Source organism: Bradyrhizobium sp. USDA 4516, from assembly GCF_054055915.1.
This window is the reverse complement of sequence record NZ_JBSRXT010000001.1, coordinates 5,637,903-5,662,126: the sequence shown is the minus strand read 5'-3', so window position 1 is coordinate 5,662,126 and position 24,224 is coordinate 5,637,903. Positions and strand designations below refer to the sequence as shown.

The following is a 24,224-nucleotide window of genomic DNA, read 5'->3' as shown; positions in this document are numbered from 1 at the left end:
CTGGAGAGGCCGCCCCGGCGCGTGAATGGCGTCCGCCGTCCTATTGGCCGTTCGTGATCCCGGCGCTCGTCGTGGTGCTGGCGGTGATCATCTTTCCGTGGGTCTTCACGATCTGGATGAGCCTGCAGGAATGGAAGGTCGGCTCGCCGACCGTGTTCGTGGGGCTCGCGAACTATCTGCGGCTGCCGACCGATCCGCGCTTCGTCGAGGCGGTCGGGCACACGCTGTCCTATACAGCGCTGTCAGTGCTGTTGCCGCTGGTGTTCGGCACGCTGGCGGCGGTGGTATTCCATCAGAAATTCGCCGCGCGCGGTTTCCTGCGCGGCATCTTCATCATGCCGATGATGGCCACGCCGGTGGCGATCGCGCTGGTGTGGACCATGATGTTCCACCCTCAGCTTGGCGTCTTGAACTATCTGCTGTCGCTGGTCGGGCTGCCGCCGCAGCTCTGGGTGTTCAACCCGGCGACGGTGATCCCCTCGCTGGTGCTGGTCGAGACCTGGCAATGGACGCCGCTGGTGATGCTGATCGTGCTCGGCGGCCTCGCCGCGATCCCGACCGAACCCTACGAGAGCGCGCAGATCGACGGTGCCAATTTCTGGCAGGTGTTCCGCTTCATCACGCTGCCCTTGATCATGCCGTTCCTGTTCATCGCCGGCATGATCCGCATGATCGACGCGGTGAAAAGCTTCGACATCATCTTCGCGATCACGCAAGGAGGGCCGGGCTCGGCGTCGGAGACCATCAACGTCTATCTCTACAGCGTCGCCTTCGTCTATTACGACCTCGGCTACGGCTCGGCGATCGCGGTGGTGTTCTTCCTCCTGATCGTGGCGCTGGCGGCACTGCTGCTTTACTTGCGCAAGCGCCTGCTGTGGACATCTGAACTCGGGGGCGAGGCATGAACCCGCGCCAGATTCTCGGGCGGATCGGGCTTTGGCTGTCGGTGTTCGTCATCGTCTCGCCGGCGATCCTGTTCTTCCTCTGGATGGCCTCGCTGTCGCTCAAATTCGAGATCGACAACGCCTCCTACCCGCCGGTGTTCTTTCCGGAGCATATCGCCTGGAAGAACTATGCCGACGTGTTCGCGTCCAACCGGTTCCTGACCTATTTCAGCAACAGCCTTGTGGTCACCGGCTGCGCCACGGGGCTTGCGATGCTGGTCGGCGTGCCCGCCGGCTACGGCATCGCGCGGATGGCGGCGCATAAATCGGCGATCGTGATCCTGATCGCGCGCATCACGCCGGGCCTGTCGTATCTGATCCCGTTGTTCCTGCTGTTCCAGTGGCTCGGCCTGCTCGGCACGCTGGTGCCGCAGATCATCATCCATCTCGTGGTCACGGTGCCGATCGTGATCTGGATCATGATCGGCTATTTCGAGACCACGCCGCTGGAGCTGGAGGAAGCTGCGCTGATCGACGGCGCGACGCGCTGGCAGGTGTTCCGCCATGTCGCGCTGCCGATCGCCAGGCCGGGACTCGCGGTTGCCTTCATCCTCGCGGTGATCTTCTCCTGGAACAATTTCGTGTTCGGCATTGTGCTGGCCGGGCGCGAGACCCGCACGCTGCCGGTCGCGGTCTACAACATGATCTCGTTCGACCAGCTGAGCTGGGGCCCGCTCGCCGCCGCCGCCTTGATCGTGACGGCGCCGGTGCTGCTGCTCACCGTGATGGCGCAGCGGCAGATCGTGGCGGGACTGACGGCGGGTGCGGTGAAAGGCGGCTAGTCCCCGAGCGCCTCCAACACGGCAGCTGAATCGGTGACCCAACCAAAGATGCCGCCCTGGGCCTTGATCATCTTCAGACCCATCTCGTGGAATTCCGGGAAGTAGGACGCGCAGCCGTCGGAGATCACGACGCAGCGGTAGCCGCGATCGTTGGCCTCGCGCACTGTGGTGTTGACGCAGACCTCGGTGGTGACGCCGCAGACCAGGAGATTCTCGATGCCGTATTTCTGCAGGATGTCGCCGAATTCGGTGGCGTAGAACGCGCCCTTGCCGGGCTTGTCGATCACAATCTCGCTGTCGAGGGGATAGAGCTCGGGAATGATGTCGTGCCCCGCCTCGCCGCGGATCAGAATCCGTCCCATCGGTCCGGGATCGCCGATCCGAAGCGACGGCGCGCCGCGCTCGACCTTCGCCGGCGGCGCGTCGGAGAGATCGGGCAGATGGCCCTCGCGGGTGTGGACCACGAGCAGCCCGGCGTCGCGCACCGCCGCGAGCACCGCGGCGATCGGCTGCACCGCGCGGGCAAGCCGGCTGACGTCATTGCCGAGCGTCTCGCCGAAGCCCCCTCGCTCCATGAAATCGCGCTGCATGTCGATGATGACGAGCGCGGTCCTGCTCCAGTCGAGCGTGATCGGCTCCGGCTCCGCCGCGATTGTCCCGCTTGAATTCGCCATGACGCACGCCCCGAATGCGAGAAAACCCGCATTGATTAAGCAAACCGCGTGCCATTGCGCAATGATGCGGCGCATCGCGGCGATCCCGATCAGCATGCGACCGTACGCTGCATTTGCGCATTCTGCGATCTTGCTGGCATGATCGTTGCTAGCTGGGAGCCCGACCGAACGAAGATCATCGTTCGCGAAATGACAGCCCATTTCAAACAGGCGGGAGGACAGGCATGAATGGACTTGGCGGTCTCAACAAATCACCGAATGGCGTCGTGATCGGACTGGTGCAGCTGCAGTTGCCTGTGGTTGCGACAAGGTCCGACCTGGCACGGCAGACGGAGCGCATCGTATGGATGGTCGGCAAGGCGCGGCGCAACCTCGGAACCATGGACCTCGTCGTGTTCCCCGAATACTCGCTGCACGGCCTCTCGATGGATACCAATCCGGAGATCATGTGCCGGCTCGACGGGCCTGAAGTCGCGGCTTTCAAGCGGGCCTGCATCGAGAACAAGATCTGGGGCTGCTTCTCCATCATGGAGTTCAACCCGCACGGCAACCCCTACAATTCAGGGCTGATCATCGACGATCACGGCGATATCAAGCTGTACTACCGCAAATTCCATCCCTGGATTCCGGTCGAGCCGTGGGAGCCCGGCGACATCGGCATTCCCGTGATCGACGGACCGAAAGGCGCCAAGATCGCGCTGATCATCTGCCATGACGGCATGTTCCCGGAAATGGCCCGCGAATGCGCCTACAAGGGCGCGGAGATCATGATCCGCACCGCGGGCTACACCGCACCGATCCGCGACAGCTGGCGCTTCACCAACCAGGCCAACGCGTTCCAGAACCTGATGGTGACGGCCAATGTCTGCATGTGCGGCTCGGACGGGTCGTTCGACTCGATGGGCGAAGGCATGATCGTCAATTTCGACGGCAGCATCATCGCGCACGGCACCACGGGACGGGCCGACGAGATCATCACCGCCGAAGTGCGGCCCGACCTCGTGCGCGAGGCGCGGATCAACTGGGGCGTCGAGAACAACATCTATCAGCTCTGGCACCGCGGCTATGTCGCTGTGAAGGGCGGCGCGATGGATTGCCCCTACACGTTCATGCAGGACATGGTGTCCGGCCGCTTCCGCCTGTCCTGGGAAGATCAGGTCAAGATCACCGATGGCACGTCCTGCGGCTTTCCCGCACCGACGCGGATGTTCGGCAAGACCGCGAAGGCCGCCGAGTAGCCGGCCCTTTGATGTGAGCATGATCTCTTCGGAAAACCGCTCCACACTTTTCCGGATCATGCTCTACTTGAAGAAGTGCACGAGACCGATGCTCAAGCCCAGCAGCAGCATCAGCGACAGCGTGACGGCGGCCGTCACCCGGCCGCCGACGGTCGAGAGCACGCGGACATCGACGCCGAGCCCGAGCGCTGCCATCGAGACGACGGTGAGGATCGCCGCCGTCTTGGTCACCGGCGCGATCGCGATATCGGGCACGAGTTGGAACGAGCGCAACGCGGCCAGCACCAGGAAGCCGATGATGAACCAGGGCACCAGCTTGAACGGGCTGATCGAGGCGGCCTTCGAGGTGCCCTCCCTGGCGGCGCCGGCCTTGCGCCGCCGCGCCACCAGCAGCGAGAGGCCGATCACGATCGGGCCCAGCATCAACACCCGCACCAGCTTGACCAGCGTGCCGATCTGGGTGCTGACGATGCCCGCCGGCACGGTCGCTGCCAGCACCTGCGGCACGGCATAGACGGTGAGGCCGGCGAGGATGCCGTATTGCGTCGCCGTCAGCTTCAGCAGCGGGATCAAGAGCGGCAGGCCGAGCACCATCAGCACGCCGAGAATGGCGGTGAACGAGATCGACGAGGCGATGTCGTCGCCATCGGCCTCGATCACCGGCGCCACCGCCGCGATCGCCGAGTTGCCGCAGATCGAATTGCCGCAGGCGATCAGGATCGCGAGCTTGGTCTTGAGCCCGAGCATCCGGCTGAGGCCATAGCTCACCGCCAGCATGATCGCGACGGTCACGGCGATGGCGCCGATCAGCAGCCCGCCCGACGCCACGATCGCGGCAAAGCTGATGGAGGCGCCGAGCAGCATCACCGCGACCTCGAGCAGCTGCTTGGCGCTGAAGGCAATGCCCGAGCGCCAGCGCGCCGACGGCTCCCAGGCGGTGCGCACCGCCATGCCGAGCAGGATCGCGACGACGAGGGCCTCGATATAGGGATGGTCGAAAACGCGCTCCTCGGCGGCCTGGATGCCGAGCGAGATGACCGTGACGACCCCGCAGAGCAGAATCCCCGGAATGAGCTGGAATATGCGCCGCAGCGCCCCCTGCTTCTGCCCCTGGTCTTGTTTTTGTTCCGGCACAAAATCCTCTTTTCGGAGAAGATTTTATGCGCCATGGCACCCCTCTTGGCTAATATATTTTCGGACTGCCCCGATAGAGAGAAGTTATGTCCCTCAACCTGCATCTGCTCCGCCTGTTCGCGGCCGTGGCGAGAACCGGAAGTTTCTCCCGCGCCGCCGACCTCCTGCACATCAGCCAGCCGGCGATCTCCAAGGGCGTGCGGGATTTCGAGCTGCAGGTCGGCTGCCGGCTGCTCGACCGCACGCCGAAGGGGGTGCGGCCGACCCGGGAGGGCGCGGCGCTGGCGCGGCATGCCGAGACGCTGTTCGCGGCCGAACGCGCCGCCGAGGACGAATTGCAGGCGCTGCGCAACCTCGACAGCGGTTCGCTGCGGATCGGTGCCAGCACCACGATCGCGACCTACATGATCCCGGAATATCTCGGCGTGTTCCACCGTGCCTTTCCCGGCATCGATCTGCACGTCGTCAGCGCCAACACCAGCGACATCGCCGCGCTGATGCTGGGACACGAGATCGAGATCGCGCTGGTCGAGGGCCCCGTCGAGGACGAGAATTTGATCAGCGAAGCCTGGCGCACCGACGTGATGGCGCTGATCGCAGGTCCGGATCATCGCTTCGCAGCGGTCCAGGGGCCGATCGACATCCGGTCGCTGAACGACGAGATCCTGATCGTGCGGGAACCCGGCTCAGGCACGCGCGAGGTGGTCGCGCAGGCGCTGGCGGCCCACCACGTCGAGCCGCAGCGGACGCTCGAGATCGGCAGCACCGAGGCGATCAAGCAGGCGGTGGCATCAGGCGTCGGCGTCGCCATCGTGTCGATCGCAACGATCGACGATCAAGTGAAGCTCGGAAAGCTGAAGGTGATCCCGATCAAGGGCATCCATATCGAGCGCACGCTCTGGCAACTGAAATCGCCCGGCCGGCTCGAGGTGCCAGCGGCGGTCGCGTTCGAGGGGATCATTCGGGAGGCGCAAAGGGCCAGGACGGCGCCGCGCGGACCTGCGGCTAGAGCGCGGCGAACAGACCCTGCGCCCAGGCAACGGCATGCTCGAAGCTGAACACGCCGGGCTCGAAATAGACGGCCCGTGCCAGCACGATGCCGACCACCAGCACCCAGAACACGCTGGTGCCCGCGGTCTTCAGCCATTTCGACACGCCCTCGCTCGCGATCGAAGGATCGACCGCGGGGACCGGCTCGCCGAAGGGATCGAATGCGGATTGGCTCATCGTCGTAACCATCAGGAATACCCTGAGAATGTCGCGACGACGGGGGCAGAAGCAAGGGTAGTGGAATGCCTTTTGCGGCGGTTACTTGGAAGGACGTTTTCCGGTCCGAAAACCGGGGAGCATTTCCTTCTCGTCGCCCCCTGTAGCCATCAACCATCGGTCACGCGCCGCGGCGCCACGCGTGGCAGCGTGATGCGCATGCGTGTCCCCATGCCCGGGGCACTGTCGAGATGGAGCTCTCCACCCAGCCGGTTCGTGACGATGTTATGAACGATGTGCAGACCAAGCCCGATGCGGCCGATGTCGCGGCGCGTGGTGAAGAATGGATCGAAGGCCTGCCGCAGCACGTCGTGATCCATCCCGCAACCGTTGTCGGCGAACAGGATCTCGACCTGGTCCGCGCCTGAGGCGCGGAGCCGGATCGCGATGATGCCGCCCTTGCCATCCGGGAACGCATGCGCCACCGAATTGACGAACAGGTTGGTCAGCACCTGGCCATAAGGGCCGGGATAGCTGTTCATGGCAAGACCGGGCGGGCAATCGACTTCGAGCGCCAGATTGTTCTTCGGCAAGGCCGGACGCAGGCTCGAGAGAACCTGCTCGGTCGCCGCGCCGAGATCGAACTGGCTCCGGTCGAAATAGCTGCGATCGACGGCCACCTGCTTGAACGATTGCACCAGGTCCGCCGCGCGCTTGAGGTTGCCGACAAGCAGCGACGAGGCGCTTTCGACGACCTCGATGAAATCGCTCAGGCTGGATCGCTTCAGCTTGCCGCGCGCAGCCTCGGCAGCGAAGTCGGCGCATTTCTGCTCCAGCACCGAGGCGACGGTGAGACTGGTGCCGACCGGACTGTTGATCTCGTGCGCGACGCCGGCCACCAGCCGGCCCAGCGCCGCGAGCTTTTCCGCCTCGATCAGCGACGCCTGGGTCTCCTGCAGATGGTGCAAGGCCTTCTCGGCTGCATCGCGCGCGGCGCGGATCTCGCGTTCGCTGCGCTTGCGATCGGTGATCTCTTCGGCCGCAACGTTGACGCCGACGATGCTGCCGTTCGGTTCGCGCTGCGGATGCCAATGCGTGATCCAGCATCGCTCGTCATTGTGGCCGGGGCGCTGGCCGTAAACCTCCACGTCGGTGACGGGCTCTCCCGTCTCCATGATCGAGCGAACGATACCCTCGACGGCCGAAGCCAGCGCGGGCACGCAATCATGCACCGTGCGCCCGAGGTGACCTTCGACCGAAATGCCGCAGATCTCGGTGAGCCGCTGGTTGATCTGAAGGTAACGGCAATCCGGTGAGAGATAGGCGAGCCCGATCGGTGCAGTGTCATAGATCAGCTGCAGCGCCGGTTGTTTTGGGAACTGAACGTCCTGGACGACGGACGACCTCATGTCCACTACCCCCCGTTGCACCAAGTCTAGCGCTTCACGCCCGGCCCGCAAATAGGCCAGCTGAGCCGGAAACGGTGGTCTGATCTGTCCGGATCAGGCATGGGTCGGGCCGGCAGCGGCCCCTGACCAGTGCCTGCGGCGTGCTGACGCAACGTGGGCAGCAAGCGCCCCTCGGCGCAGGCCTGCGAAGCGCGCAATTTTAGCTATTCACTGCAACGTGCGGACGAAAATTCTCGACGACGCGCAGCAGCACCCGCGCGCCGATGTCGGCATCGGCGAGTTCGACATGCTCGGCCGGATTGTGGCTGATCCCGCCGCGGCAGCGCAGAAAGATCATGCCGATATCGGCGACATCCACCATCGCCATCCCGTCATGCCCCGCCCCGCTCGGCAGCTCGAACGCGGCATAGCCCTCGGCCGCGACGGCCTCGGCGATCTGCGCCTTGAGCCACGGCGCGCAGGGCACGCTGCGGTTCTCGTGGGTGACGTCGATCTGCAAGGCGAGGTCGCGGCGTTTTGCGATCGCCTCGATCTGCCGCACGATGTCGGCGACGGCGCGCTTGCGATGCATGTCGTTCTGCGAGCGGATATCCATGGTGAAGGACACCTTGCCCGGGATCACATTGGTGGCGCCCGGCATCGCGTTGACATAGCCGACGGTGCCGACGAGGCCTTGTTCGTCGGACCTGCAAAACTGCTCGATCGCAACGATGCATTCGGCAGCACCCGCCAGCGCATCGCGCCGCAGCTTCATCGGCACCGTGCCGGCATGGCCGGCGACGCCGGTGAGACTGGCGGCAAGCCTTGTCGCGCCCGAAATCGCGCTGACGACGCCGACCGGCAGCGCCTTCTCTTCCAGCACGGGACCCTGCTCGATGTGCAGCTCGACATAGCCGAGCAGTTCGCGGCGGGCGCGCGCCGCCTTGCCGATGTGATCGGGATCGAGCCCGAACTGGATCAGCGCGTCGCGCATCGACGTGCCGGCGCGATCGCGCGTGTTGAGCACGCTCTCGTCGAAGGTGCCGGCGACCGCGCGGCTGCCGAGCAGGGTCGAGGCGAAGCGCACGCCCTCCTCGTCCGCAAAGCCCACGATCTCGATCGCGAACGGCAGCCGCCTGCCGCGCCGGTTCAGATCGGCGACGCAGGCGATTGCGGTGATGACGCCGAGCGGGCCATCCCATCTGCCGGCGTCGCGCACGGTGTCGTAGTGCGAGCCGAGCATCAGCGCCGGCAGCCCCGGCCGCTCGCCCTCGTAGCGGCCGCAGACATTGCCGATCGCGTCGAGATGCGCGCTCATGCCGGCCTCGCGCATCCAGGACAGGATGAGATCGGCAGCCTTGCGGTGCTCGTCGGTAAGGAAGATTCGCGCCAGATGCTCCGGCGTCTCGGAGATCGTCGCGAGCTGATCGATCCGCGCCACGATCTCTTCGCCAAGGGAAGACGATTTCGAGGACGGTTTTGTCTCGCTCATGCTGTTTCCCATCAGTCCAACGCGTCCGGCGGAGCCCGCTTCACTCGTAGCAGGCCCGATCCGATTCACCAGCCGGCAATTGGCGCCTCGTGCACCGTCCCCGACCGGGCTCGCACCGGCTGTCCGGCGGTTAGCGACTGCTTAACGGCATTGCATACAACAGCGATCGATCGCTCATAAAATAGGCAAATCGATCTCAATCGGCTTTCGAACGTTCCGTGGCCAATCATCATTCCAACGTATATTCAAATACTTACTGAGAACTGATTGCCAAACATGCTCTGGCATGAAGCTTGCGACACTTCCCCCAAGCTCCGCCGTCAGGCGGCTGCGACAAGGACAGGCGGGCCGGACCCGCTGGAGGGAGCAGGCGATGGATTTTGGCAGGATTTCAAGAAGGCATTTATTGCAGGGCAGCGCCGCACTGGCGCTCGGCGGCACGCTTGGCATTCGTGGCGCGGCGGCAGCGGAAACCACGATCGGCTTCATCTATGTCGGGTCGCGCGACGACTACGGCTACAACCAGGCCCACGCGCAAGGAGCCGCGGCGGTGAAGAAGCTTCCCGGCATCAAGGTCGTCGAGGAAGAGAAGGTGCCGGAGACCGATGCGGTCGAGAAGACGATCGAGTCCATGATCAATCTCGACGGCGCCACGCTCATGTTCCCGACCTCGTTCGGCTACTACAACCCGCACGTCCTCAAGATGGCAGGCAAGTTTCCAAAACTGCGCTTCGAGCACTGCGGCGGCCTGTGGTCCGACAAGGACCCGAAGAACGCCGGCAGCTATTTCGGCTATATCGACGAGGCGCAATACATCTCCGGCATCGTGGCCGGCTATTCGACCAAGAGCGGCAAGCTCGGCTTCGTCGCCGCCAAGCCGATCCCGCAGGTGCTGCGCAACATCAACGCGTTCACGCTCGGCGCCCGGCTCGCCAATCCGAAGGCGACCACCCAGGTGATCTTCACCGGCGACTGGTCGATGCCGGTCAAGGAAGCCGAGGCTACCAACAGCCTGATCGACCAGGGCGTCGACGTGCTGACCTGCCATGTCGACGGACCGAAGACGATGGTCGAGAACGCCGCGCGCCGCGGCGCTCTCGTATGCGGCTATCACGTCAACCAGTCGCCGCTGGCGCCGAAGGCCTATCTCACCGGCGCCGAGTGGAATTGGGAGGCGCTCTATCCGAAATTCGTCAAGATGATCACCGCCGGCGAAGCGATCCCGAACTTCTATCGCGGCGGCCTCAAGGAAGAGATCGTCAAGGTGTCGCCCTATGGCGAGATGGTGTCCGCCGAGGCACGCAAGCACGCCGACGACGTCAAGGCCAAGTTCATGTCCGGCGAGTTTACGATCTTCAAGGGCCCGCTCGTCGACAACAAGGGCAAGACGGTGATCGCTTCCGGCACCGATCGCGGCCAGCAGGATCCCGAACTCGAGAAGATGGACTATCTCGTCGAGGGCGTGATCGGAGCCACCGCGTGACGACCGAGACGGCGGAATCGGTGGAGGCGGCCGGAATCGCTCCGGCCGCCGATCCCGGATTCCTCCAGCGCCACGGCGCGAGCATCGAATACATCCTGATCCCGGCCGCGGCGCTGGTCGGCGCGCTCGCGGTGTTCGGCGGCTTTGTCGCGCTCTACGGCAAGAACCCGCTCGATCTGTATTTCTACATGTATTACGGCGCGTTCGGCACCGCCTTCTCCTGGCAGAACACGCTGACCCGCGCCGCGCCGCTGATCCTGACCGCGCTGTGCACGGCGCTGCCGGCACAGCTCGGCATGGTGATCATCGGTGGCGAAGGCGCCCTTCTGATCGGCGCACTGTCGGCGACCGCGGCGGCGCTGGCGCTGCAGGGCGCGGCGCCGATCGTGGTGCAGATCGCCATGGTGATCGCGGGCATGATCGGCGGCGGCCTCTGGATCACGCTGTCGGGCGGCCTGCGGCAATATCGCGGGGTCAACGAGACGATCTCGAGCCTGCTGCTGGTCTATATCGCGCTTGCGATTCTGAACCATCTGGTCGAGGGGCCGATGCGCGATCCGGCGAGCCTCAACAAGCCGTCGACGCGCGAGATCGGCGCCGCCAACATGATCGGCACCATTCCCGGCACCGACGTGCATTGGGGCCTGGTGTTCGGCCTCGTCGCCGCCATCGCCGCCTACATCCTGATCTATCACACCACCTTCGGCTTCGCCGCGCGCGTCGCCGGAGGCAACATCCGCGCCGCCAAGATCGTCGGCCTCAGTGTCGGCAAACTGATCCTGACCGTGTGCTTCCTCGCCGGCAGCTGTGCCGGGCTGGCCGGCATGATCGAGGTCGCGGCCGTGCAGGGCCGCACCAACGCCAACCTCGCGGCGGGCTACGGCTTCACCGGCATCCTGGTTGCGTTCCTGGCGCGGCAGAATCCGCTGGCGATCATTCCGGTGGCGATCCTGCTCGGCGGCATCTCGGCCTCCGGCGGCCTGTTGCAACGCCGGCTCGGCCTGCCCGACGCCTCCGTGCTGGTGCTGCAAGGCATCATCTTCGTGTTCGTGCTGGCCAGCGACGCGCTCTACGGGCGCATCGGCTTCCTGAAGGGAAAGTCCTGACATGGCGGACGCATCGCTCGGCCTCTGGACCGTCCCGCTCGCCGTGTTCGGCGGCGCCATCCGCGTCTCGACGCCGTTCCTGTTCGTCAGCCTCGGCGAGTGCATCACCGAGCGAAGTGGCCGCATCAATCTCGGCCTCGAGGGCACGCTGGTGATGGGCGCGATGAGCGCCTACGGCATCTCCTATCTGTCGGGCTCGCCGTGGCTCGGGGTGCTCGCGGCCGGCGTCACCGGCGCGTTGTTCGGCGCGCTGCATGCCGGCATCTGCTCGCTGCCGCGCGTCAACGACATCGCGGTCGGCATCGCGCTCATGCTGCTCGGCACGGGGCTCGCGTTCTTCCTCGGCAAGCCGCTGATCGAGCCGACGGCGGCCCGGCTGCCGGCGATCGATTTCGGCTGGTGGAGCGACATCCCGCAGGTCCGCGCGGCGCTGCGCATCAACGTGCTGTTCCTGATCGGCGTCGCGATCGCGCCGCTGCTCTATTGGGCCTTCAGGACCACGCGCTGGGGCCTCTTGATCCGCACCGCCGGCGAGAGCGCCGATGCGGCGCGCGCGATGGGCCATTCGGTGCTCTTGATCCGGTTGCGCGCCACCATGGTCGGCGGTTTCCTCGCCGGCATCGGCGGCTCGTTCCTGTCGCTGTTCTATCCCGGCAGCTGGAACGAGGGCCTTTCCTCGGGACAGGGCATCACGGCGGTGGCGCTGGTGATCTTCGCGCGCTGGGACCCGATGCTGTGCCTGTGGGCCTCGCTCGCCTTCGGCGGCGCGGCCGCACTCGGGCCCGCGCTGCAATCGGTCGGCATCACCTCCGGCTATCATTTGTTCAACGCCGCGCCCTACATCCTGACGCTCGCGATCATGATCATCACCTGCTCGCCGAAGCGCACGCTGACCGGCGCGCCCGCCGAATTGTCCATCACCCGATAGCATCTCGAAAGATCATTTCATGCCCGAGCGCTTCATCAAGTCCGAGCCCTACGCCTGGCCCTACAATGGCGATCTGCGGCCGCAGAATACCGCGCTCATCATCATCGACATGCAGACCGATTTCTGCGGCGTCGGCGGCTATGTCGACAAGATGGGCTACGACCTCTCGCTGACCCGGGCGCCGATCGAGCCGATCAGGAAGCTGCTCGCGGTGATGCGCGCGCAGGGCTTTCACATCATCCATACGCGGGAGGGGCACCGCCCCGACCTCGCCGACCTGCCCGCCAACAAGCGCTGGCGCTCGCGCCAGATCGGCGCCGGCATCGGCGACCCCGGCCCCTGCGGCCGCATCCTGGTGCGCGGCGAACCCGGCTGGGAGATCATTCCCGACCTCGCGCCGCTGCCGGGCGAACCTGTTATCGACAAGCCCGGAAAAGGCTCGTTCTGCGCCACCGACCTCGAACTGATGCTGCGGCTGCGCGGCATCGAGAACATCGTGCTGACCGGCATCACCACCGATGTCTGCGTTCACACCACGATGCGCGAGGCCAACGATCGCGGCTTCGAATGCGTGCTGGTCGAGGACTGTTGCGGCGCGACCGACAAGGGCAATCACGACCACGCGCTGAAGATGATCAAGATGCAGGGCGGCGTGTTCGGCGCGGTGACCAAATCCGCCGACCTGATCGGGGCGCTGTCGTGATCATCGGCGAGCCGCCCGCACCATCAGGCGCGTTCGGCGTCGACGCCATCGCCATGACGATGCGGTTCGGCGATTTTACAGCGCTCGACAATGTCGAGCTCAAGGTGCGTCCCGGCTCGTTCCACGCGCTGCTCGGTGAGAATGGCGCGGGCAAGAGCACGCTCGTCAAATGCATCATGGGCTATTACCACGCCACCGAAGGCGACATCCTCGTCGGCGGCCGCCAGCAGGCCATTGCCAATCCGAAGGACGCGCATGCGCTCGGGCTCGGCATGGTCTACCAGCACTTTACACTAGTGCCGGCGATGACGGTCGCCGAGAATTTGGTGCTGGCGCGCGACGACGTGCCTGCCGTGGTCGACTGGCGCAAGGAGAAGAAGGAGCTGGAGGCCTTCCTGGCGCGGATGCCGTTCAAGGTGCCGCTCGATGCAAAGGTCTCCGACATCTCCGCCGGCGAACGGCAGAAATGCGAGATCCTCAAGCAGCTGTACCTGAAGCGCCGCTTCCTGATCCTGGACGAGCCGACCTCGGTGCTGACGCCGGACGAAGCCGACGAGGTGCTCGGCATGCTGCGCGCGATGGTGGTCGCGGGCGAGCTCACCATCCTGATGATCACGCACAAGTTCCGCGAGGTGATGGCCTTTGCCGACGAGGTGACCATCCTGCGTCGCGGCAAGCTTGCCGGCAGCGGCCGGGTCGCCGAGCTGACGCCGGACGAGATGGCCCGCACCATGATCGGCGCCGAACAGCTGACGGTACAACCGCCGCGCACCGGCGAGACCGGAGCGGCCCGGCTCGAGCTCGACAAGCTCACCGCGCTTGACGATGCCGGCGCGATTGCCGTGCACGGCGTATCGCTGACCGTGAAAAGCGGCGAGATCGTCGGCATCGCCGGCGTCTCCGGCAACGGCCAGCGCCAGCTCGTGGAGGTCCTGGCCGGCCAGCGCGAGGCCGAGAGCGGCGTGATCCGCGTCCAGGGCGAGACCTATGCGGCGAGCCGCGCGGAGATGCGGCGCCACAGGATGTCGCTGTTGCCGGAAGAGCCGCTGAAGAACGCCTGCGTCGGCGGCATGAGCGTCGCCGACAACATCGCATTCCGCGAGTTCGATCGCGCCCCGTTCGCGCGCGGCGGCTGGTGGCTGAACCGTGCCGCCTTCCGCAACGACGCCGAGCGCAAGATCAACCGCTACAAGATCAAGACCCGCACGCCGGAGACGCCGATCGCGGCGCTGTCGGGCGGCAATGTGCAGCGCACGGTGCTGGCGCGCGAGCTTTCGGGCGACGTCGAGGTGCTGATCGCCGCCAATCCCTGCTTCGGGCTCGACTTCGCGGCGGTGGCGCAGATCCACGCCGAGATCATGGCCGCCCGCAACCGGGGCGCGGCGGTGCTGTTGGTCAGCGAGGACCTCGACGAGCTGCTGGAGCTGTCGGACCGGCTGGTCGTGATGTTCCACGGCGCGTTCGTGCATGAGGCCCGCGCCAGCGAGGCCGATCTCACCGAGATCGGCCGGCACATGGCAGGGCACTAGAGCGGATCACGGATCAGCTGCGCGCCGGCGCCGCCGCGCGCTGCCGTGCCGGCGCTCCGCGCAGGAACGCCCGGCCGAAATCATCGACCGCGGGCGCCAGGATCGCCCGATCGCGCGGCAGCGCGTCTGGCATCTCGTCACGGATGAACGCCAGCAGCTTCTCGCGGATCTCGCAACGCAGGTCCCAGGATTGCGGTGCATTCCGTGCACTGATCAGCGCGCGCAGCTCGATGGTGCGCGGGTGGGTGTCGATCACCTGCAGATTGACCACCGCGCCGTCCCAGAGCCGCGACTCCTTCGCCGCCTGCTCCAGCCTTTTGCGGATCGCCGGCACGTCGGCGCTATAATCAACATGCAGCGCAATCGCACCGATCAGGGATTGCGCGTCGCGCGTCCAGTTCTGGAACGGGCGCTCGATGAAATAGGACAGCGGTACCACCATGCGCCGCCAGTCCCACAGCCGGATCACGACATAGGTTGAGGCGATATCCTCGACCCAGCCCCATTCGTTTTCGATGATGACCGCGTCCTCGATCCGGATCGGCTGGGTGACGGCGATCTGCACGCCGGCGATCAGATTGCTCAGCAACGGCCTTGCGGCAAGACCGACGATCAGGCCGGCGGCGCCGGCGGAGGCGAACAGGCTGACGCCGTATTGCCTGACCGAGTCGAACGTCATCAGCGCGGTGGAGACCGCGATGATGACGATCAGCGTGTCGGTGACCCGCTTGAAGACGCGCACCTGGGTGACGTGCTTGCGTGCCAGGAAATTCTCGGCAACGTCGAGGCGAAATTTATCGAGATATCTAGCCGACGCCATGTCGACGGCGCGGATCGAGATCCAGCCGATCAGCGCGATGACGGCGACGCCGAAGAAATGGCTGAGTGTCAGCCGCAGCAGATCGTTGAGCGGCGCCAATGGCAACACCAGCGCGACGGCGGCAAGACACAGCGCCAGCCGTGACGGACCGGCTGTCCGGTCAAGCAGCATCGGCGCGACGGAATTCTTTGGTCCCACCATGCGATGGACGATGCGTTGCGCGATGGAGTGAACGACGAGCGCAACGGCGATCGCAGCCGTGATCAGGACGAGGCCGACCACCTAATCCGGAACCCAGCGAAATGTGTGTTCCAATCCGGTTACGATCTCCTGGACGTCTTGCATGAAACCGCCTGCTCCCGCATTGCAGGCTGCTAACGCGTGGAATCCGGGATCGCTTCTGACGTCTGTGCAACGCAGCAATTCACCCGATGCAATTCGAATGCGCAGGATGTTGCGTCAATTCGGCTGGAGTGGCACCGGCGCTAGCCGATCTCAAACGCTTCCGCGGCGAGATGCTTCATATTGGCGTGCCAATGCTCGGCGATCTGAAGCCGGGTCGGCGCCCAGACGTGCTCGTGCTTCTGGATATAGTCGAAAAAGCGCATCAGCGCCGCGGCGCGGCCGGGACGCCCGACGACGCGGCAATGCAGACCGATCGACATCATCTTCGGTGAGGTTGCGCCCTCGGCATAGAGCACGTCGAAACTGTCCTTCAGGTAGGTGTAGAACTCCTCGCCGCCGCCGAAGCCCTGCGCGTTGATGAAGCGCATGTCGTTGGCATCGAGCGTATAGGGGATCACGAGATGCGGCTCGGTGCCGGCTGCCTTGATCCAGTACGGCAGATCGTCGGCATAGGAATCGCAGAGATAGCGCAGGCCGCCCGCCTCCATTAGAAGCCGCAGCGTGTTGATCGAGGAGCGGCCGGTGTACCAGCCGAGCGGCCGCGCGCCGGTCGCCTCGGCATGCACGGCAATGGCGCGGGCGATCTCCTCGCGCTCCTCGTCCTCCGACATGTCCTTGTGCTCGACCCAGCGCAGGCTGTGGCTCGCGATGTCCCAGCCCGCCTCCTGCATCGCGGCGACGACGTCCGGATTGCGCTTCAGCGCCATCGCGACGCCGAACACCGTGGCCGGCAGCTTCCGCTCGGTGAATATCCGCCACAGCCGCCAGAAGCCGGCGCGCGCGCCATATTCGAACATCGTCTCGATATTGGCGTGCCGCCGGCCGACCCAGGGCTGCGCGCCGAGCACGTCGGACAGAAACGCTTCCGAGGCGCGATCACCGTGCAGGATGTTGTTCTCCCCGCCCTCCTCGAAATTGACCACGAATTGCACGGCGATGCGCGCCGCGTCGGGCCATTTCGGATCGGGCGGATTGCGGCCGTAGCCGCGGAGATCGCGCGGATAGCGGGCCTCGGTCACATCAGATTTCCTCGAAGCGGATGTTCTGCGCGCCCTTCCACAACACGGTCTTGCCGAACGCGGTGAGGTTCTCCAGCCCCGAGGTCAGCGTGATGAAGTGATTGCCGGCGAGCTGGCCCATCTTGCTGGCGAAGTGCACGCCGCCATAGGCGAGCAGGATCTCGGTCTCGCTGATGCCGCCCGGATAGAGGATGATCTGGCCCGGCGCCGGATAGCTGGTGTGGTTCTCGTAGGACACGCCGAAGTCGAGATCGCCGAGCGGCATCCAGACGCCCTCGCCGCTCCAGCGCACGTGGATCGCCTGGCTCTCGAACGGCATCGCCTTGCGGAACGCGGCGACCGTCTTCGGCGCCAGCTGCTCCTCGAAACGGGCGTCAAAGGTGAACTCGCCGGCGCGGACAATCAGTTTGCTCATCGATCTCTCGTGGGTGGGCTAAGAAGTGATGTCCCAACCATTGCCGCCGGCCCGGGCCGGACGCAAGGCCGATTCCGGCCCCGGAAGCCGGTTTTTCGCCGCGCGGCGGCCTCCAACGCAGATTTGAGCAGAGTTGCATTGCGCCGCGCCTTCCCGTTTGCGAGCCTGCGAGGGTACGTCGAACAGGGTGACCTTGATGACAACAAGCAGTCTGCACGGACATGTGGCGCTGGTGACCGGCGGATCGCGCGGCATCGGCGCGGCGATCGTCAAGATGCTGGCGGATGCCGGCGCAGCCGTCGCCATCAATTATCGCGAGCGCTCGGCCGAGGCGGAGACGCTAGCGAAGGGCATCATTGCCGCCGGCGGCCGCGCCGTCGCGATCGCCGCCGACGTCTCGGAAGCTGCCGCCGTCACCGCGCTGGTCGAGCGCGCCAAATCCGAGCTCGGCCCGGTCGACATCCTCGTCAACAATGCCGGCATCGCGATCGTCAGGGGTGTCGACGACCTCACCGAAGAGGATTTCGACCGCACCATCACGGTCAATCTCAAATCGGCGTTTCTCTGCACACAGGCGGTGCTGCCGATGATGCGCACCCGGAAATGGGGCCGCATCGTCAACATCTCCTCCGGCGCGGCGCGCGGCGCCGGCTCGATCGGGCCGCACTACAACGCATCCAAGGCGGCGATGGAGGGGATGACCCGCGGCTATGCCGCACGCCTTGTCAAGGAAGGCATCACCGTCAACGCCGTGGCGCCGTCGCTGATCGAGACCGACATGATGAAGGGACAGAGCGAGCTCGTCAGCCGGATCCCGGTCGGCCGCTTCGGCACAGCGGAAGAGGTGGCACAGGCCGTGATGCTGCTGGTCAACAATCCCTACATGACCGGACAGACCATCGCGATGAGCGGCGGCATGGCGTTCAACTAGGGCACGTACCCATAAGCCCAGCGGCATCATGCGATGAAGCTTACGTCCGCTTTGTCCTTATAGCGGTCATTTTGTGCAGCATCGGAATATGTCGCGGTGGGCCAACTCCGGACTCACGCGCCGCAGAAGAGTGCCGCAAAATGACAGGCCAATTCAAATGTCCGCCCGGAGTGGCACCTGCTACTTGCAGCCGCGGCAAATCGTAAGCTTGCCCTTTAGTTTGTCATCGTCCCCGGGATCGACCGATTGCTGCCGAGAGACGTGATCCGCCTCTTGATCGAGCTTGGGCTGCTTTGCCCGGTGTGACCTGACGGGTCGCGTCGTCCGGCTTGACGTGTCGTCGTCGATGCCGACGCTAAAACCATCGTAATCGGGGACCGGTCCAGCCGACGGCGGCGACCTGTCGATCACTTGTGCTGGCGAAGCGCTGCCTGACTCTACCGGCGTGTGTTCGACAGTGGCAGATCGCGGGGCAGTGGAGCGTGGCAAAGAATCTTCAGCGGCCCGGGGCGGTACCGATCTCTTAGCGGTCGCCGTCGGCGGCCAGACGCTGTTGGTTGCGCCCGGAGATGCCGATCCCTCATCCGGCGGCGGCGGCGCAAGCGAAAGCGGAGGGGAAAGCGAGGTCTGACATCTCGCGCTGTCTTGTGACCAAACTCCCGCCGCCAACAAACCAAGGGCCAACAGTGTTGCGTTCTTCATTACTCGTCCTGCAAATCACTTGGAATGAAAGCATTGATCGCGTGACTCCTATCGCCACGCTTCGGCAAGAATTTCCACATCTGACATGGCGATCAAAAATTGACGGAAGTTGGGAGCCATGGGCGGATACATGCGCGCTTCGGTCCACCCTCGTTCTGGCCCCACTGCCCGCTTCGGGTCCAATCGCGACCGTTTGGCCCCGGTCTCGGCAAGATCCGGTATGCACCTCGCAGCGGACCGTTTGGCGGTCGGGTGCATTGATCGCGATGGGCCATCAGCGGTGGTTCAGCCTTGCCTCATCCCGGTAACCCTCAAAACCAGGGCTCGACAGGCCTCCGGGCCACCAGGCTCCGGCCCAATTCGCGGGACCAACAACCCGGTGACGAAATACCCAAACCGGCATAGCATCCGCGCATTGGAGGCGATCATGTTCAACCCAACTCAAATTGTCATCCAAGCGTTTGTCGATCAGCTTAAGGGTACATACGGCCAAATCTACGGAATCCTCGAGCCCGCCTATCCGGACATCATCGGTTTCGTTGGGCGCCTCGCGTTGGAGAATATTGCCAATAGCGATGCGGCCTACCACGACATGAACCACACCATCATGGTGACGTTGGTCGGACAGAACATTTTACTCGGCAAGCATACGAGCGAAGGCGGCGTCAGGCCGCGCGACTGGCTCCATTTCATGATTTCGCTCTTATGCCACGACATCGGCTATGTACGCGGGGTATGTCGAGGCGACCGGGACGGACTTTATGTTTGTAACGAAAATGGTGATCGCGTCCGGATATCTGCTGGAGCCACGGACGCATCCTTGACCCCCTATCATGTGACACGATCCAAGCTCTTTGTCCGCGAGCGTTTCGGCAAGGTGAGCTTGACCTCCATCGACACAAAGGAAATCGAGGCGAACATCGAGCACACGCGCTTTCCGGTACCGGGGGAAGAGGAGCATACCAGTACGGCGGATTATCCCGGCCTGCTTCGTGCCGCGGATTTGATCGGCCAATTGGCCGACATTGACTATTTGCGGAAGACGTCAGCCTTGTTTGCCGAATTTCAGGAGACTGGCGCAAGCGAGAAACTCGGATATCAGACTCCCGATGATCTACGTGCAGCGTATCCTGCTTTCTTCTGGAAGGCCGTCTGCCCCTATATCGGCGACGCACTTCGATATCTGCGGGTCACGCAGGAAGGTAAGCAATGGATCGCCAACCTTTACGCGCACGTGTTCTCGGAGGAGCACAGGGGAGCGATTACTCGAGCATAGCGGGTGGAAGAATAACTGGCTATGCCGTCTTGACCGGCTCGTTCGATTGCCTTACGCCTCACGCCATGAACCGCTCGATCCTGATCGCCAATCTCTGGTGGCTCGCCGACTGACAGGCGGGCCGAACGCGTTCATGCATTTCGGGGCCGCCGCATTGGGCGGCCTTTTTCTTTCACCTCATCCAGCCCGCATGCGGTGTCCCCATTCAAACGAATGGAGATAAGCCGTGACCAAACCGATCATCCTCACCGGCGACCGCACCACCGGGCCGCTGCATCTCGGCCATTACGTCGGCTCGCTCAGAAGCCGTCTCGCGTTTCAGGACAGCCATGAGCAATACCTGCTGCTCGCCGACATGCAGGCGCTGACCGACAACGCGCACGACATCGGCAAGGTCCGCGGCAACGTCATCGAGGTCGCACTGGATTATCTCGCCGTCGGAATCGATCCCGAACGGACCTCGATCTGCCTGCAGTCGCAGCTTCCGGCGCTCGCGGAATTGTCGATGCTCTATCTCAACCTCGTCACCGTCGCGCGGCTGGAGCGCAATCCCACCATCAAGGACGAGATCCGCGCCCGCGGATTCGGACGCGACATCCCGGCGGGCTTCCTGTGCTACCCGGTGGCGCAGGCCGCCGATATCACCGCGTTTCGGGCGACCGTCGTGCCGGTCGGCGAGGACCAGGCTCCCCTGATCGAGCAGACCAACGAGATCATCAGGCGTGTCAACGCGCTCGCCGGTCGTGCGCTCCTGCAGGAGGCGGTGGCCGTCATACCGCGCGCGGGACGGCTGCCAGGCGTCGACGGGCGCGCGAAGATGAGCAAATCCGCCGGCAATGCGATTGCGCTCTCGGCCTCGCCCGGTGCCATCACGGCCGCGGTGCGCGCGATGTTCACCGATCCCGATCATCTGCGCGTCGGCGACCCCGGCAAGGTCGAGGGCAATGTCGTCTTCAGCTATCTCGACGCGTTCGACGACGATCACCACGCCGTCGAGGAATTGAAGGCACGCTATCGGCGCGGCGGTCTCGGCGACGCAGCCGTCAAGCGGCGGCTGGAGGACATCCTGCAAGCCCTGATCGCGCCGATCCGGGCCCGGCGCGCCGAGCTGGCGGGCGATCGCGACCATGTCGCTGACGTGATCAGGCGCGGAACCTCGAAAGCCCGGGAGATCACCGAGCGCACCAAGCGCGATGTGATGGCGGGACTCGGCGTGTTCCAGCTCTGAATGCGCCGTCATCAAACCATGGCAGGAACTGTGCTTGCCTGTAGCAGTTGTCCGCTTGGCGAAAACCGGATTTGGAGCTTGTCGATCGATCCGAAAACGCTTCTCGAACGCGCCGCGCAATTGGCCGATCAGGCCAAGGGCGAGGAAGACGCCGGCATCCGCGAGCGGCTGCTACGCATGGCCGAGCATTACCGCGACCTGGCCGCACATGAGGCCTGGGCGAACGAGAACCCGCCATCGGTCGGCGCGATCACCAGTGCACTCAGCCCCCGCACCCATTGACCTGTTCTTTCGTCAGCTCACGCGGATGCGATAGCCCAGTGACTGCCGCGCGCCCGGCGCGATGTGCATCAAGCCGGGCTTGCCGGCGAGTTCGCCATCGTATGCGACCGGGCTGGCGAAACCGTGCCACGGCTCGATGCAGAGGAACGGCGCGCCGCCGACCTTCGACCAGATGCCAAGTTCGCGAAAGCCGCGCCACGACACCTCGATCGCAGGCCCCTGCGCAGCAGCAAAGCGGACCGATGCGCTCGCGACCTGATCGAGGATCATGGCGTCGTCGTCGAACAACTGCTCCGACAACGCCAGCACGCTGCCCTTGATCGGACTCGGCTCGGCTTGCGGCCGCATCAGTCCCTCCGTCAGCCGCCGGATCGGCGCCGGCTCATCCTTCGCGAAGGTCAACGCGTACGCCTCCTTTGCCAATCCCGGAAGCAGCGGCCAGTTGAAGGCAGGATGACCGCCGAGAGAGGCCGACAGCGTCTCGGCGCCGGTGTTGACGATGTCGAAGGCGACATCGAGATCGGCGCCATCAACGGTATAGGTGACCTCGAGCCTGAACGCGAAGGGATAGCGCGCACGCGTCTCCGTATCGTCGGTGAGCGCAAGCTTGCAGGATCGGGGCCCCTGCTCCACCCAGGCAAAGCGGCGATCCCGCGCGAAGCCGTGCTGCGTCATCGGATAGGTCTTGCCGTTGTGGCGCAGCGTATCGTTCTTCAAGCGGCCGACGATCGGGAACAGGATGGGGGCATGGCGCGGCCATTGCGGGCCGGCCTGCCACAACAGTTCGGTCCCGTCGGCATTTCTGAGCGACGACAATTCGGCGCCCTGCGCCGAAATGGTCGCGGCGATTCCTTCGCCGCGCAGCGTGTGACTGTCGCTCATGCCTCGCCTCGCCGGGTTGCGCTATGCCCCGACAGGAGATGTTCGAAGCCGGCGAGGCCGTCAACCCCAAAGCAATAGCGCCGCCCACGCGTGGCGGCCCACGCTCCGGGCCTAACCGGTAATCTTGGAGAAATCGGGCTGGCGACGCTCGGCAAAGGCGGCAAAGGCCTCGCGTGCTTCCGCACTCATCAGTCGCTCCTGGAAGATCTCGCCCTCGCGCGCCATTTGCGCGCTGATCCTGGCGGGGTCGCGCATCAGCGCCTTGGTGTGCTGGAGCGAGCCGAACGGCCGCTTCGCCAGCGCGTCCGCCGCCGCGCGTGCCTTGGCGCGCAGGTCCGCGAGCGGCACAACCGCGTTGGCGAGGCCGATCGAGACCGCCGTCTCCGCCTCGACCGGTTCGCCGAGCGCGAACATCGCATAGGCCCGCGCATAGCCGATGCGCTGCGGCAGCAGATAGGTCGAGGCCGCCTCCGGCACCAGCGCCAGATTGACGAACGGCGTGATCAGCCGCGCAGTCGGCGCGAGGTAGACGAGGTCGCAATGCAGCAGCATAGTGGTGCCGATGCCGACCGCATTGCCCTGCACGGCGGCAACCAGCGGCCGCGTCGCCTTGGCAAGTCCGGCGAGGAAGCGCGTCACGTGGCGCTCGCCCTGCACGCCGCGCGACACCGCCGCGAAGTCGGCGAGATCGTTGCCGGCGGTAAAGCTGTCGCCGTCGCCCTGCAGCAGCACGGCGCGGATCGCGGAATCGCCCTCCGCGCGCTCGAGCGCATCGGCCATCGCGCCATACATCGCGTTGGTGATCGCGTTCTTCTTGTCCGGGCGCGCCATCGTCATGGTGAGGACACCGCCGTCCAGCGCTACGACCACTTCACTCATGCTTCACTCCTGTTGCTCGCTTCTTGCTTGACGCGTCTTCTTCACGCGAACCGATAGCCACTTCGCTTGAAAACGCTCTAGCTGTCTTAGTCCTTCGGAAACTTGTCTTGCAGGCTGGTCAGCCAGCGCGACACCACGTCGATCTCCGCGTCCGAGAACCCGTCCATCAGACGGTTATTGATCGCCCTGGTCCGCGTCGCGGCGCGTTTGCCGAACTCCTGCCCCGCCGCGGTCAGATGGAGCCGCTGGCTGCGGCCGTCCTCGCCATCGCGGCGGCGCTTCACGAGGCCTGCACGTTCCATCCGGTCGGCGAGCCCGCTCATCGCCGACGGCACGATGTCGAGCGCCTGCGAGACGTCGCCGATCAGCGCGCCGTCATTGCGCCCGAGAAAGAACAGCACGCCGGCCTGGGCCGACGTCAGATCGTGCGTGGCCGTCTCCTGCTCGATGGCGCGTTGCAACCGGCGATAGGCCACGGTCAGAAGAAAGATCAGCCGGTGTTCCGCTTTCATGCCGTCCGTTATATATTTCGCACGCGAAATATCAAGATACTTCGTGCACGAAATATCTGGTGCTGCAGCGAAGTCCGCTGGCTGGTTTTGCGGCGTGCTCGAAACCATGGTGTTCCCTCAAAAGCCCGGCCTGCATATCGACTGGAATGAGCTCCCGCCGACGGGTTGATTGCGACATTTTGATCCTGTCGCTGGATCGTCGCACTGCGGCCCAGCAGAAAATCCTTGATCGACATCGATCAAACGGGAAATCTTCCCACCCGAAA

24 protein-coding genes are annotated in these 24,224 nt (G+C 64.8%); 13 read left to right on the top strand and 11 right to left on the bottom strand.

From position 1 onward, the window contains the following. The first annotated feature begins 53 nt into the window (after positions 1-53). On the top strand, positions 54-905 hold the full coding sequence (locus tag ACVI1L_RS25885; RefSeq protein WP_229191509.1) for a carbohydrate ABC transporter permease: 852 nt from the start codon (positions 54-56) through the stop codon (positions 903-905). Continuing rightward, the gene (locus tag ACVI1L_RS25880) at positions 902-1,726 is read left to right on the top strand and encodes a carbohydrate ABC transporter permease (protein ID WP_456784217.1); all 825 of its coding nucleotides are present in this window, start codon (positions 902-904) and stop codon (positions 1,724-1,726) included. Before ACVI1L_RS25885 ends, ACVI1L_RS25880 begins: the two co-directional genes overlap by 4 nt. On the opposite strand, the gene ACVI1L_RS25875 is transcribed toward ACVI1L_RS25880, so the two are convergent. After that, complete coding sequence (locus ACVI1L_RS25875) at positions 1,723-2,400, bottom strand: cysteine hydrolase family protein (protein WP_456784216.1); 678 nt, start codon at positions 2,398-2,400, stop codon at positions 1,723-1,725. The two genes, ACVI1L_RS25880 and ACVI1L_RS25875, sit on opposite strands and share 4 nt — an antisense overlap. A 224-nt stretch (positions 2,401-2,624) precedes the next feature. Here ACVI1L_RS25875 and ACVI1L_RS25870 point away from each other — a divergent pair, with 224 nt between their 5' ends. After that, on the top strand, positions 2,625-3,638 hold the full coding sequence (locus ACVI1L_RS25870) for a formamidase (RefSeq protein WP_456784215.1): 1,014 nt from the start codon (positions 2,625-2,627) through the stop codon (positions 3,636-3,638). A 63-nt stretch (positions 3,639-3,701) separates the two neighbouring features. Here the strand turns inward: ACVI1L_RS25870 and ACVI1L_RS25865 are convergent, their stop codons facing one another. Beyond that, positions 3,702-4,772, bottom strand: coding sequence for a YeiH family protein (locus ACVI1L_RS25865; RefSeq protein WP_456784214.1), 1,071 nt, complete (start codon positions 4,770-4,772; stop codon positions 3,702-3,704). An 86-nt stretch (positions 4,773-4,858) separates the two neighbouring features. Here ACVI1L_RS25865 and ACVI1L_RS25860 point away from each other — a divergent pair, with 86 nt between their 5' ends. Beyond that, entirely contained in the window at positions 4,859-5,830 is a 972-nt protein-coding gene (locus tag ACVI1L_RS25860) for a LysR family transcriptional regulator (protein ID WP_225164370.1), read from the top strand. Here ACVI1L_RS25860 and ACVI1L_RS25855 read toward each other — a convergent pair. From ACVI1L_RS25855 to ACVI1L_RS25845, 3 genes are all read right to left on the bottom strand, one after another. Continuing rightward, complete coding sequence (locus tag ACVI1L_RS25855) at positions 5,778-5,999, bottom strand: hypothetical protein (RefSeq protein WP_038377517.1); 222 nt, start codon at positions 5,997-5,999, stop codon at positions 5,778-5,780. The genes ACVI1L_RS25860 and ACVI1L_RS25855 overlap by 53 nt on opposite strands. A gap of 149 nt (positions 6,000-6,148) precedes the next feature. Continuing rightward, a complete protein-coding gene (locus ACVI1L_RS25850) occupies positions 6,149-7,387 on the bottom strand; it encodes an ATP-binding protein (protein WP_229191502.1) in 1,239 nt (412 codons plus the stop codon). A gap of 199 nt (positions 7,388-7,586) precedes the next feature. Next, complete coding sequence (locus ACVI1L_RS25845; RefSeq protein WP_456784213.1) at positions 7,587-8,858, bottom strand: allantoate amidohydrolase; 1,272 nt, start codon at positions 8,856-8,858, stop codon at positions 7,587-7,589. Between the two features lie 373 nt (positions 8,859-9,231). Between ACVI1L_RS25845 and ACVI1L_RS25840 the strand changes: the two genes are divergently transcribed. From ACVI1L_RS25840 to ACVI1L_RS25820, 5 genes are read left to right on the top strand one after another with little or no spacing between them, the layout of a single operon-like run. Next, a complete protein-coding gene (locus ACVI1L_RS25840; RefSeq protein ID WP_310881794.1) occupies positions 9,232-10,341 on the top strand; it encodes a BMP family ABC transporter substrate-binding protein in 1,110 nt (369 codons plus the stop codon). Beyond that, on the top strand, positions 10,338-11,447 hold the full coding sequence (locus tag ACVI1L_RS25835; protein WP_057015254.1) for an ABC transporter permease: 1,110 nt from the start codon (positions 10,338-10,340) through the stop codon (positions 11,445-11,447). The genes ACVI1L_RS25840 and ACVI1L_RS25835 overlap by 4 nt, the downstream gene beginning before the upstream one ends. Position 11,448: 1 nt before the next feature. After that, on the top strand, positions 11,449-12,375 hold the full coding sequence (locus ACVI1L_RS25830; RefSeq protein ID WP_456784212.1) for an ABC transporter permease: 927 nt from the start codon (positions 11,449-11,451) through the stop codon (positions 12,373-12,375). A 19-nt stretch (positions 12,376-12,394) separates the two neighbouring features. Then, on the top strand, positions 12,395-13,078 hold the full coding sequence (gene biuH, locus ACVI1L_RS25825) for a biuret amidohydrolase (RefSeq protein ID WP_057015253.1): 684 nt from the start codon (positions 12,395-12,397) through the stop codon (positions 13,076-13,078). Next, positions 13,075-14,607, top strand: a complete 1,533-nt coding sequence (locus ACVI1L_RS25820; RefSeq protein WP_456784211.1) for an ABC transporter ATP-binding protein — start codon at positions 13,075-13,077, stop codon at positions 14,605-14,607. Before biuH ends, ACVI1L_RS25820 begins: the two co-directional genes overlap by 4 nt. A 13-nt stretch (positions 14,608-14,620) precedes the next feature. Here the strand turns inward: ACVI1L_RS25820 and ACVI1L_RS25815 are convergent, their stop codons facing one another. The 3 genes from ACVI1L_RS25815 to ACVI1L_RS25805 form a co-directional block, all read right to left on the bottom strand. Then, positions 14,621-15,709: a mechanosensitive ion channel family protein gene (locus ACVI1L_RS25815; protein WP_456784210.1), complete on the bottom strand. Its 1,089-nt coding sequence runs from the start codon at positions 15,707-15,709 to the stop codon at positions 14,621-14,623. Positions 15,710-15,912: 203 nt separating this feature from the next. Next, positions 15,913-16,851 (bottom strand): allantoinase PuuE, encoded by a 939-nt coding sequence (gene puuE / locus ACVI1L_RS25810; RefSeq protein WP_456784209.1) that lies wholly within the window; start codon positions 16,849-16,851, stop codon positions 15,913-15,915. A gap of 1 nt (position 16,852) precedes the next feature. Next, a complete protein-coding gene (locus ACVI1L_RS25805) occupies positions 16,853-17,266 on the bottom strand; it encodes a DUF3830 family protein (RefSeq protein WP_016843084.1) in 414 nt (137 codons plus the stop codon). 196 nt (positions 17,267-17,462) lie between these two features. Between ACVI1L_RS25805 and ACVI1L_RS25800 the strand changes: the two genes are divergently transcribed. The 4 genes from ACVI1L_RS25800 to ACVI1L_RS25785 all read left to right on the top strand — a co-directional run bounded on the left by ACVI1L_RS25800 (position 17,463) and on the right by ACVI1L_RS25785 (position 21,685). Further along, complete coding sequence (locus ACVI1L_RS25800) at positions 17,463-18,197, top strand: SDR family NAD(P)-dependent oxidoreductase (RefSeq protein ID WP_168857967.1); 735 nt, start codon at positions 17,463-17,465, stop codon at positions 18,195-18,197. Positions 18,198-19,326: 1,129 nt separating this feature from the next. After that, positions 19,327-20,175: an Npun_R2479 family HD domain-containing metalloprotein gene (locus ACVI1L_RS25795; RefSeq protein WP_057015250.1), complete on the top strand. Its 849-nt coding sequence runs from the start codon at positions 19,327-19,329 to the stop codon at positions 20,173-20,175. 226 nt (positions 20,176-20,401) lie between these two features. After that, positions 20,402-21,403 (top strand): tryptophan--tRNA ligase, encoded by a 1,002-nt coding sequence (gene trpS, locus ACVI1L_RS25790; RefSeq protein WP_456784208.1) that lies wholly within the window; start codon positions 20,402-20,404, stop codon positions 21,401-21,403. A 78-nt stretch (positions 21,404-21,481) separates the two neighbouring features. Next, positions 21,482-21,685 carry a hypothetical protein gene (locus ACVI1L_RS25785; RefSeq protein WP_456784207.1) on the top strand — a complete coding sequence of 68 codons (204 nt, stop codon included), beginning with the start codon at positions 21,482-21,484 and terminating at the stop codon, positions 21,683-21,685. A gap of 12 nt (positions 21,686-21,697) precedes the next feature. On the opposite strand, the gene ACVI1L_RS25780 is transcribed toward ACVI1L_RS25785, so the two are convergent. The 3 genes from ACVI1L_RS25780 to ACVI1L_RS25770 form a co-directional block, all read right to left on the bottom strand. After that, a complete protein-coding gene (locus ACVI1L_RS25780; RefSeq protein ID WP_316398473.1) occupies positions 21,698-22,567 on the bottom strand; it encodes an aldose 1-epimerase family protein in 870 nt (289 codons plus the stop codon). A 111-nt stretch (positions 22,568-22,678) separates the two neighbouring features. Further along, positions 22,679-23,446 carry an enoyl-CoA hydratase-related protein gene (locus ACVI1L_RS25775; protein ID WP_456784206.1) on the bottom strand — a complete coding sequence of 256 codons (768 nt, stop codon included), beginning with the start codon at positions 23,444-23,446 and terminating at the stop codon, positions 22,679-22,681. Between the two features lie 86 nt (positions 23,447-23,532). Continuing rightward, positions 23,533-23,958 carry a MarR family winged helix-turn-helix transcriptional regulator gene (locus ACVI1L_RS25770; RefSeq protein WP_168857975.1) on the bottom strand — a complete coding sequence of 142 codons (426 nt, stop codon included), beginning with the start codon at positions 23,956-23,958 and terminating at the stop codon, positions 23,533-23,535. Positions 23,959-24,224 lie beyond the last annotated feature (266 nt).

Bases quoted from the DNA above. Each gene is read 5' to 3' on its own strand.
- ACVI1L_RS25880 (WP_456784217.1), top strand. From the start codon at position 902: ATGAACCCGCGCCAGATTCTCGGGCGGATCGGGCTTTGGCTGTCGGTG.
- ACVI1L_RS25875 (WP_456784216.1), bottom strand. From the start codon at position 2,400: ATGGCGAATTCAAGCGGGACAATCGCGGCGGAGCCGGAGCCGATCACG.
- ACVI1L_RS25870 (WP_456784215.1), top strand. From the start codon at position 2,625: ATGAATGGACTTGGCGGTCTCAACAAATCACCGAATGGCGTCGTGATC.
- ACVI1L_RS25860 (WP_225164370.1), top strand. From the start codon at position 4,859: ATGTCCCTCAACCTGCATCTGCTCCGCCTGTTCGCGGCCGTGGCGAGA.
- ACVI1L_RS25855 (WP_038377517.1), bottom strand. From the start codon at position 5,999: ATGAGCCAATCCGCATTCGATCCCTTCGGCGAGCCGGTCCCCGCGGTC.
- ACVI1L_RS25850 (WP_229191502.1), bottom strand. From the start codon at position 7,387: ATGAGGTCGTCCGTCGTCCAGGACGTTCAGTTCCCAAAACAACCGGCG.
- ACVI1L_RS25845 (WP_456784213.1), bottom strand. From the start codon at position 8,858: ATGAGCGAGACAAAACCGTCCTCGAAATCGTCTTCCCTTGGCGAAGAG.
- ACVI1L_RS25840 (WP_310881794.1), top strand. From the start codon at position 9,232: ATGGATTTTGGCAGGATTTCAAGAAGGCATTTATTGCAGGGCAGCGCC.
- ACVI1L_RS25830 (WP_456784212.1), top strand. From the start codon at position 11,449: ATGGCGGACGCATCGCTCGGCCTCTGGACCGTCCCGCTCGCCGTGTTC.
- biuH (WP_057015253.1), top strand. From the start codon at position 12,395: ATGCCCGAGCGCTTCATCAAGTCCGAGCCCTACGCCTGGCCCTACAAT.
- ACVI1L_RS25805 (WP_016843084.1), bottom strand. From the start codon at position 17,266: ATGAGCAAACTGATTGTCCGCGCCGGCGAGTTCACCTTTGACGCCCGT.
- ACVI1L_RS25800 (WP_168857967.1), top strand. From the start codon at position 17,463: ATGACAACAAGCAGTCTGCACGGACATGTGGCGCTGGTGACCGGCGGA.
- ACVI1L_RS25795 (WP_057015250.1), top strand. From the start codon at position 19,327: ATGTTCAACCCAACTCAAATTGTCATCCAAGCGTTTGTCGATCAGCTT.
- ACVI1L_RS25780 (WP_316398473.1), bottom strand. From the start codon at position 22,567: ATGAGCGACAGTCACACGCTGCGCGGCGAAGGAATCGCCGCGACCATT.
- ACVI1L_RS25775 (WP_456784206.1), bottom strand. From the start codon at position 23,446: ATGAGTGAAGTGGTCGTAGCGCTGGACGGCGGTGTCCTCACCATGACG.
- ACVI1L_RS25770 (WP_168857975.1), bottom strand. From the start codon at position 23,958: ATGAAAGCGGAACACCGGCTGATCTTTCTTCTGACCGTGGCCTATCGC.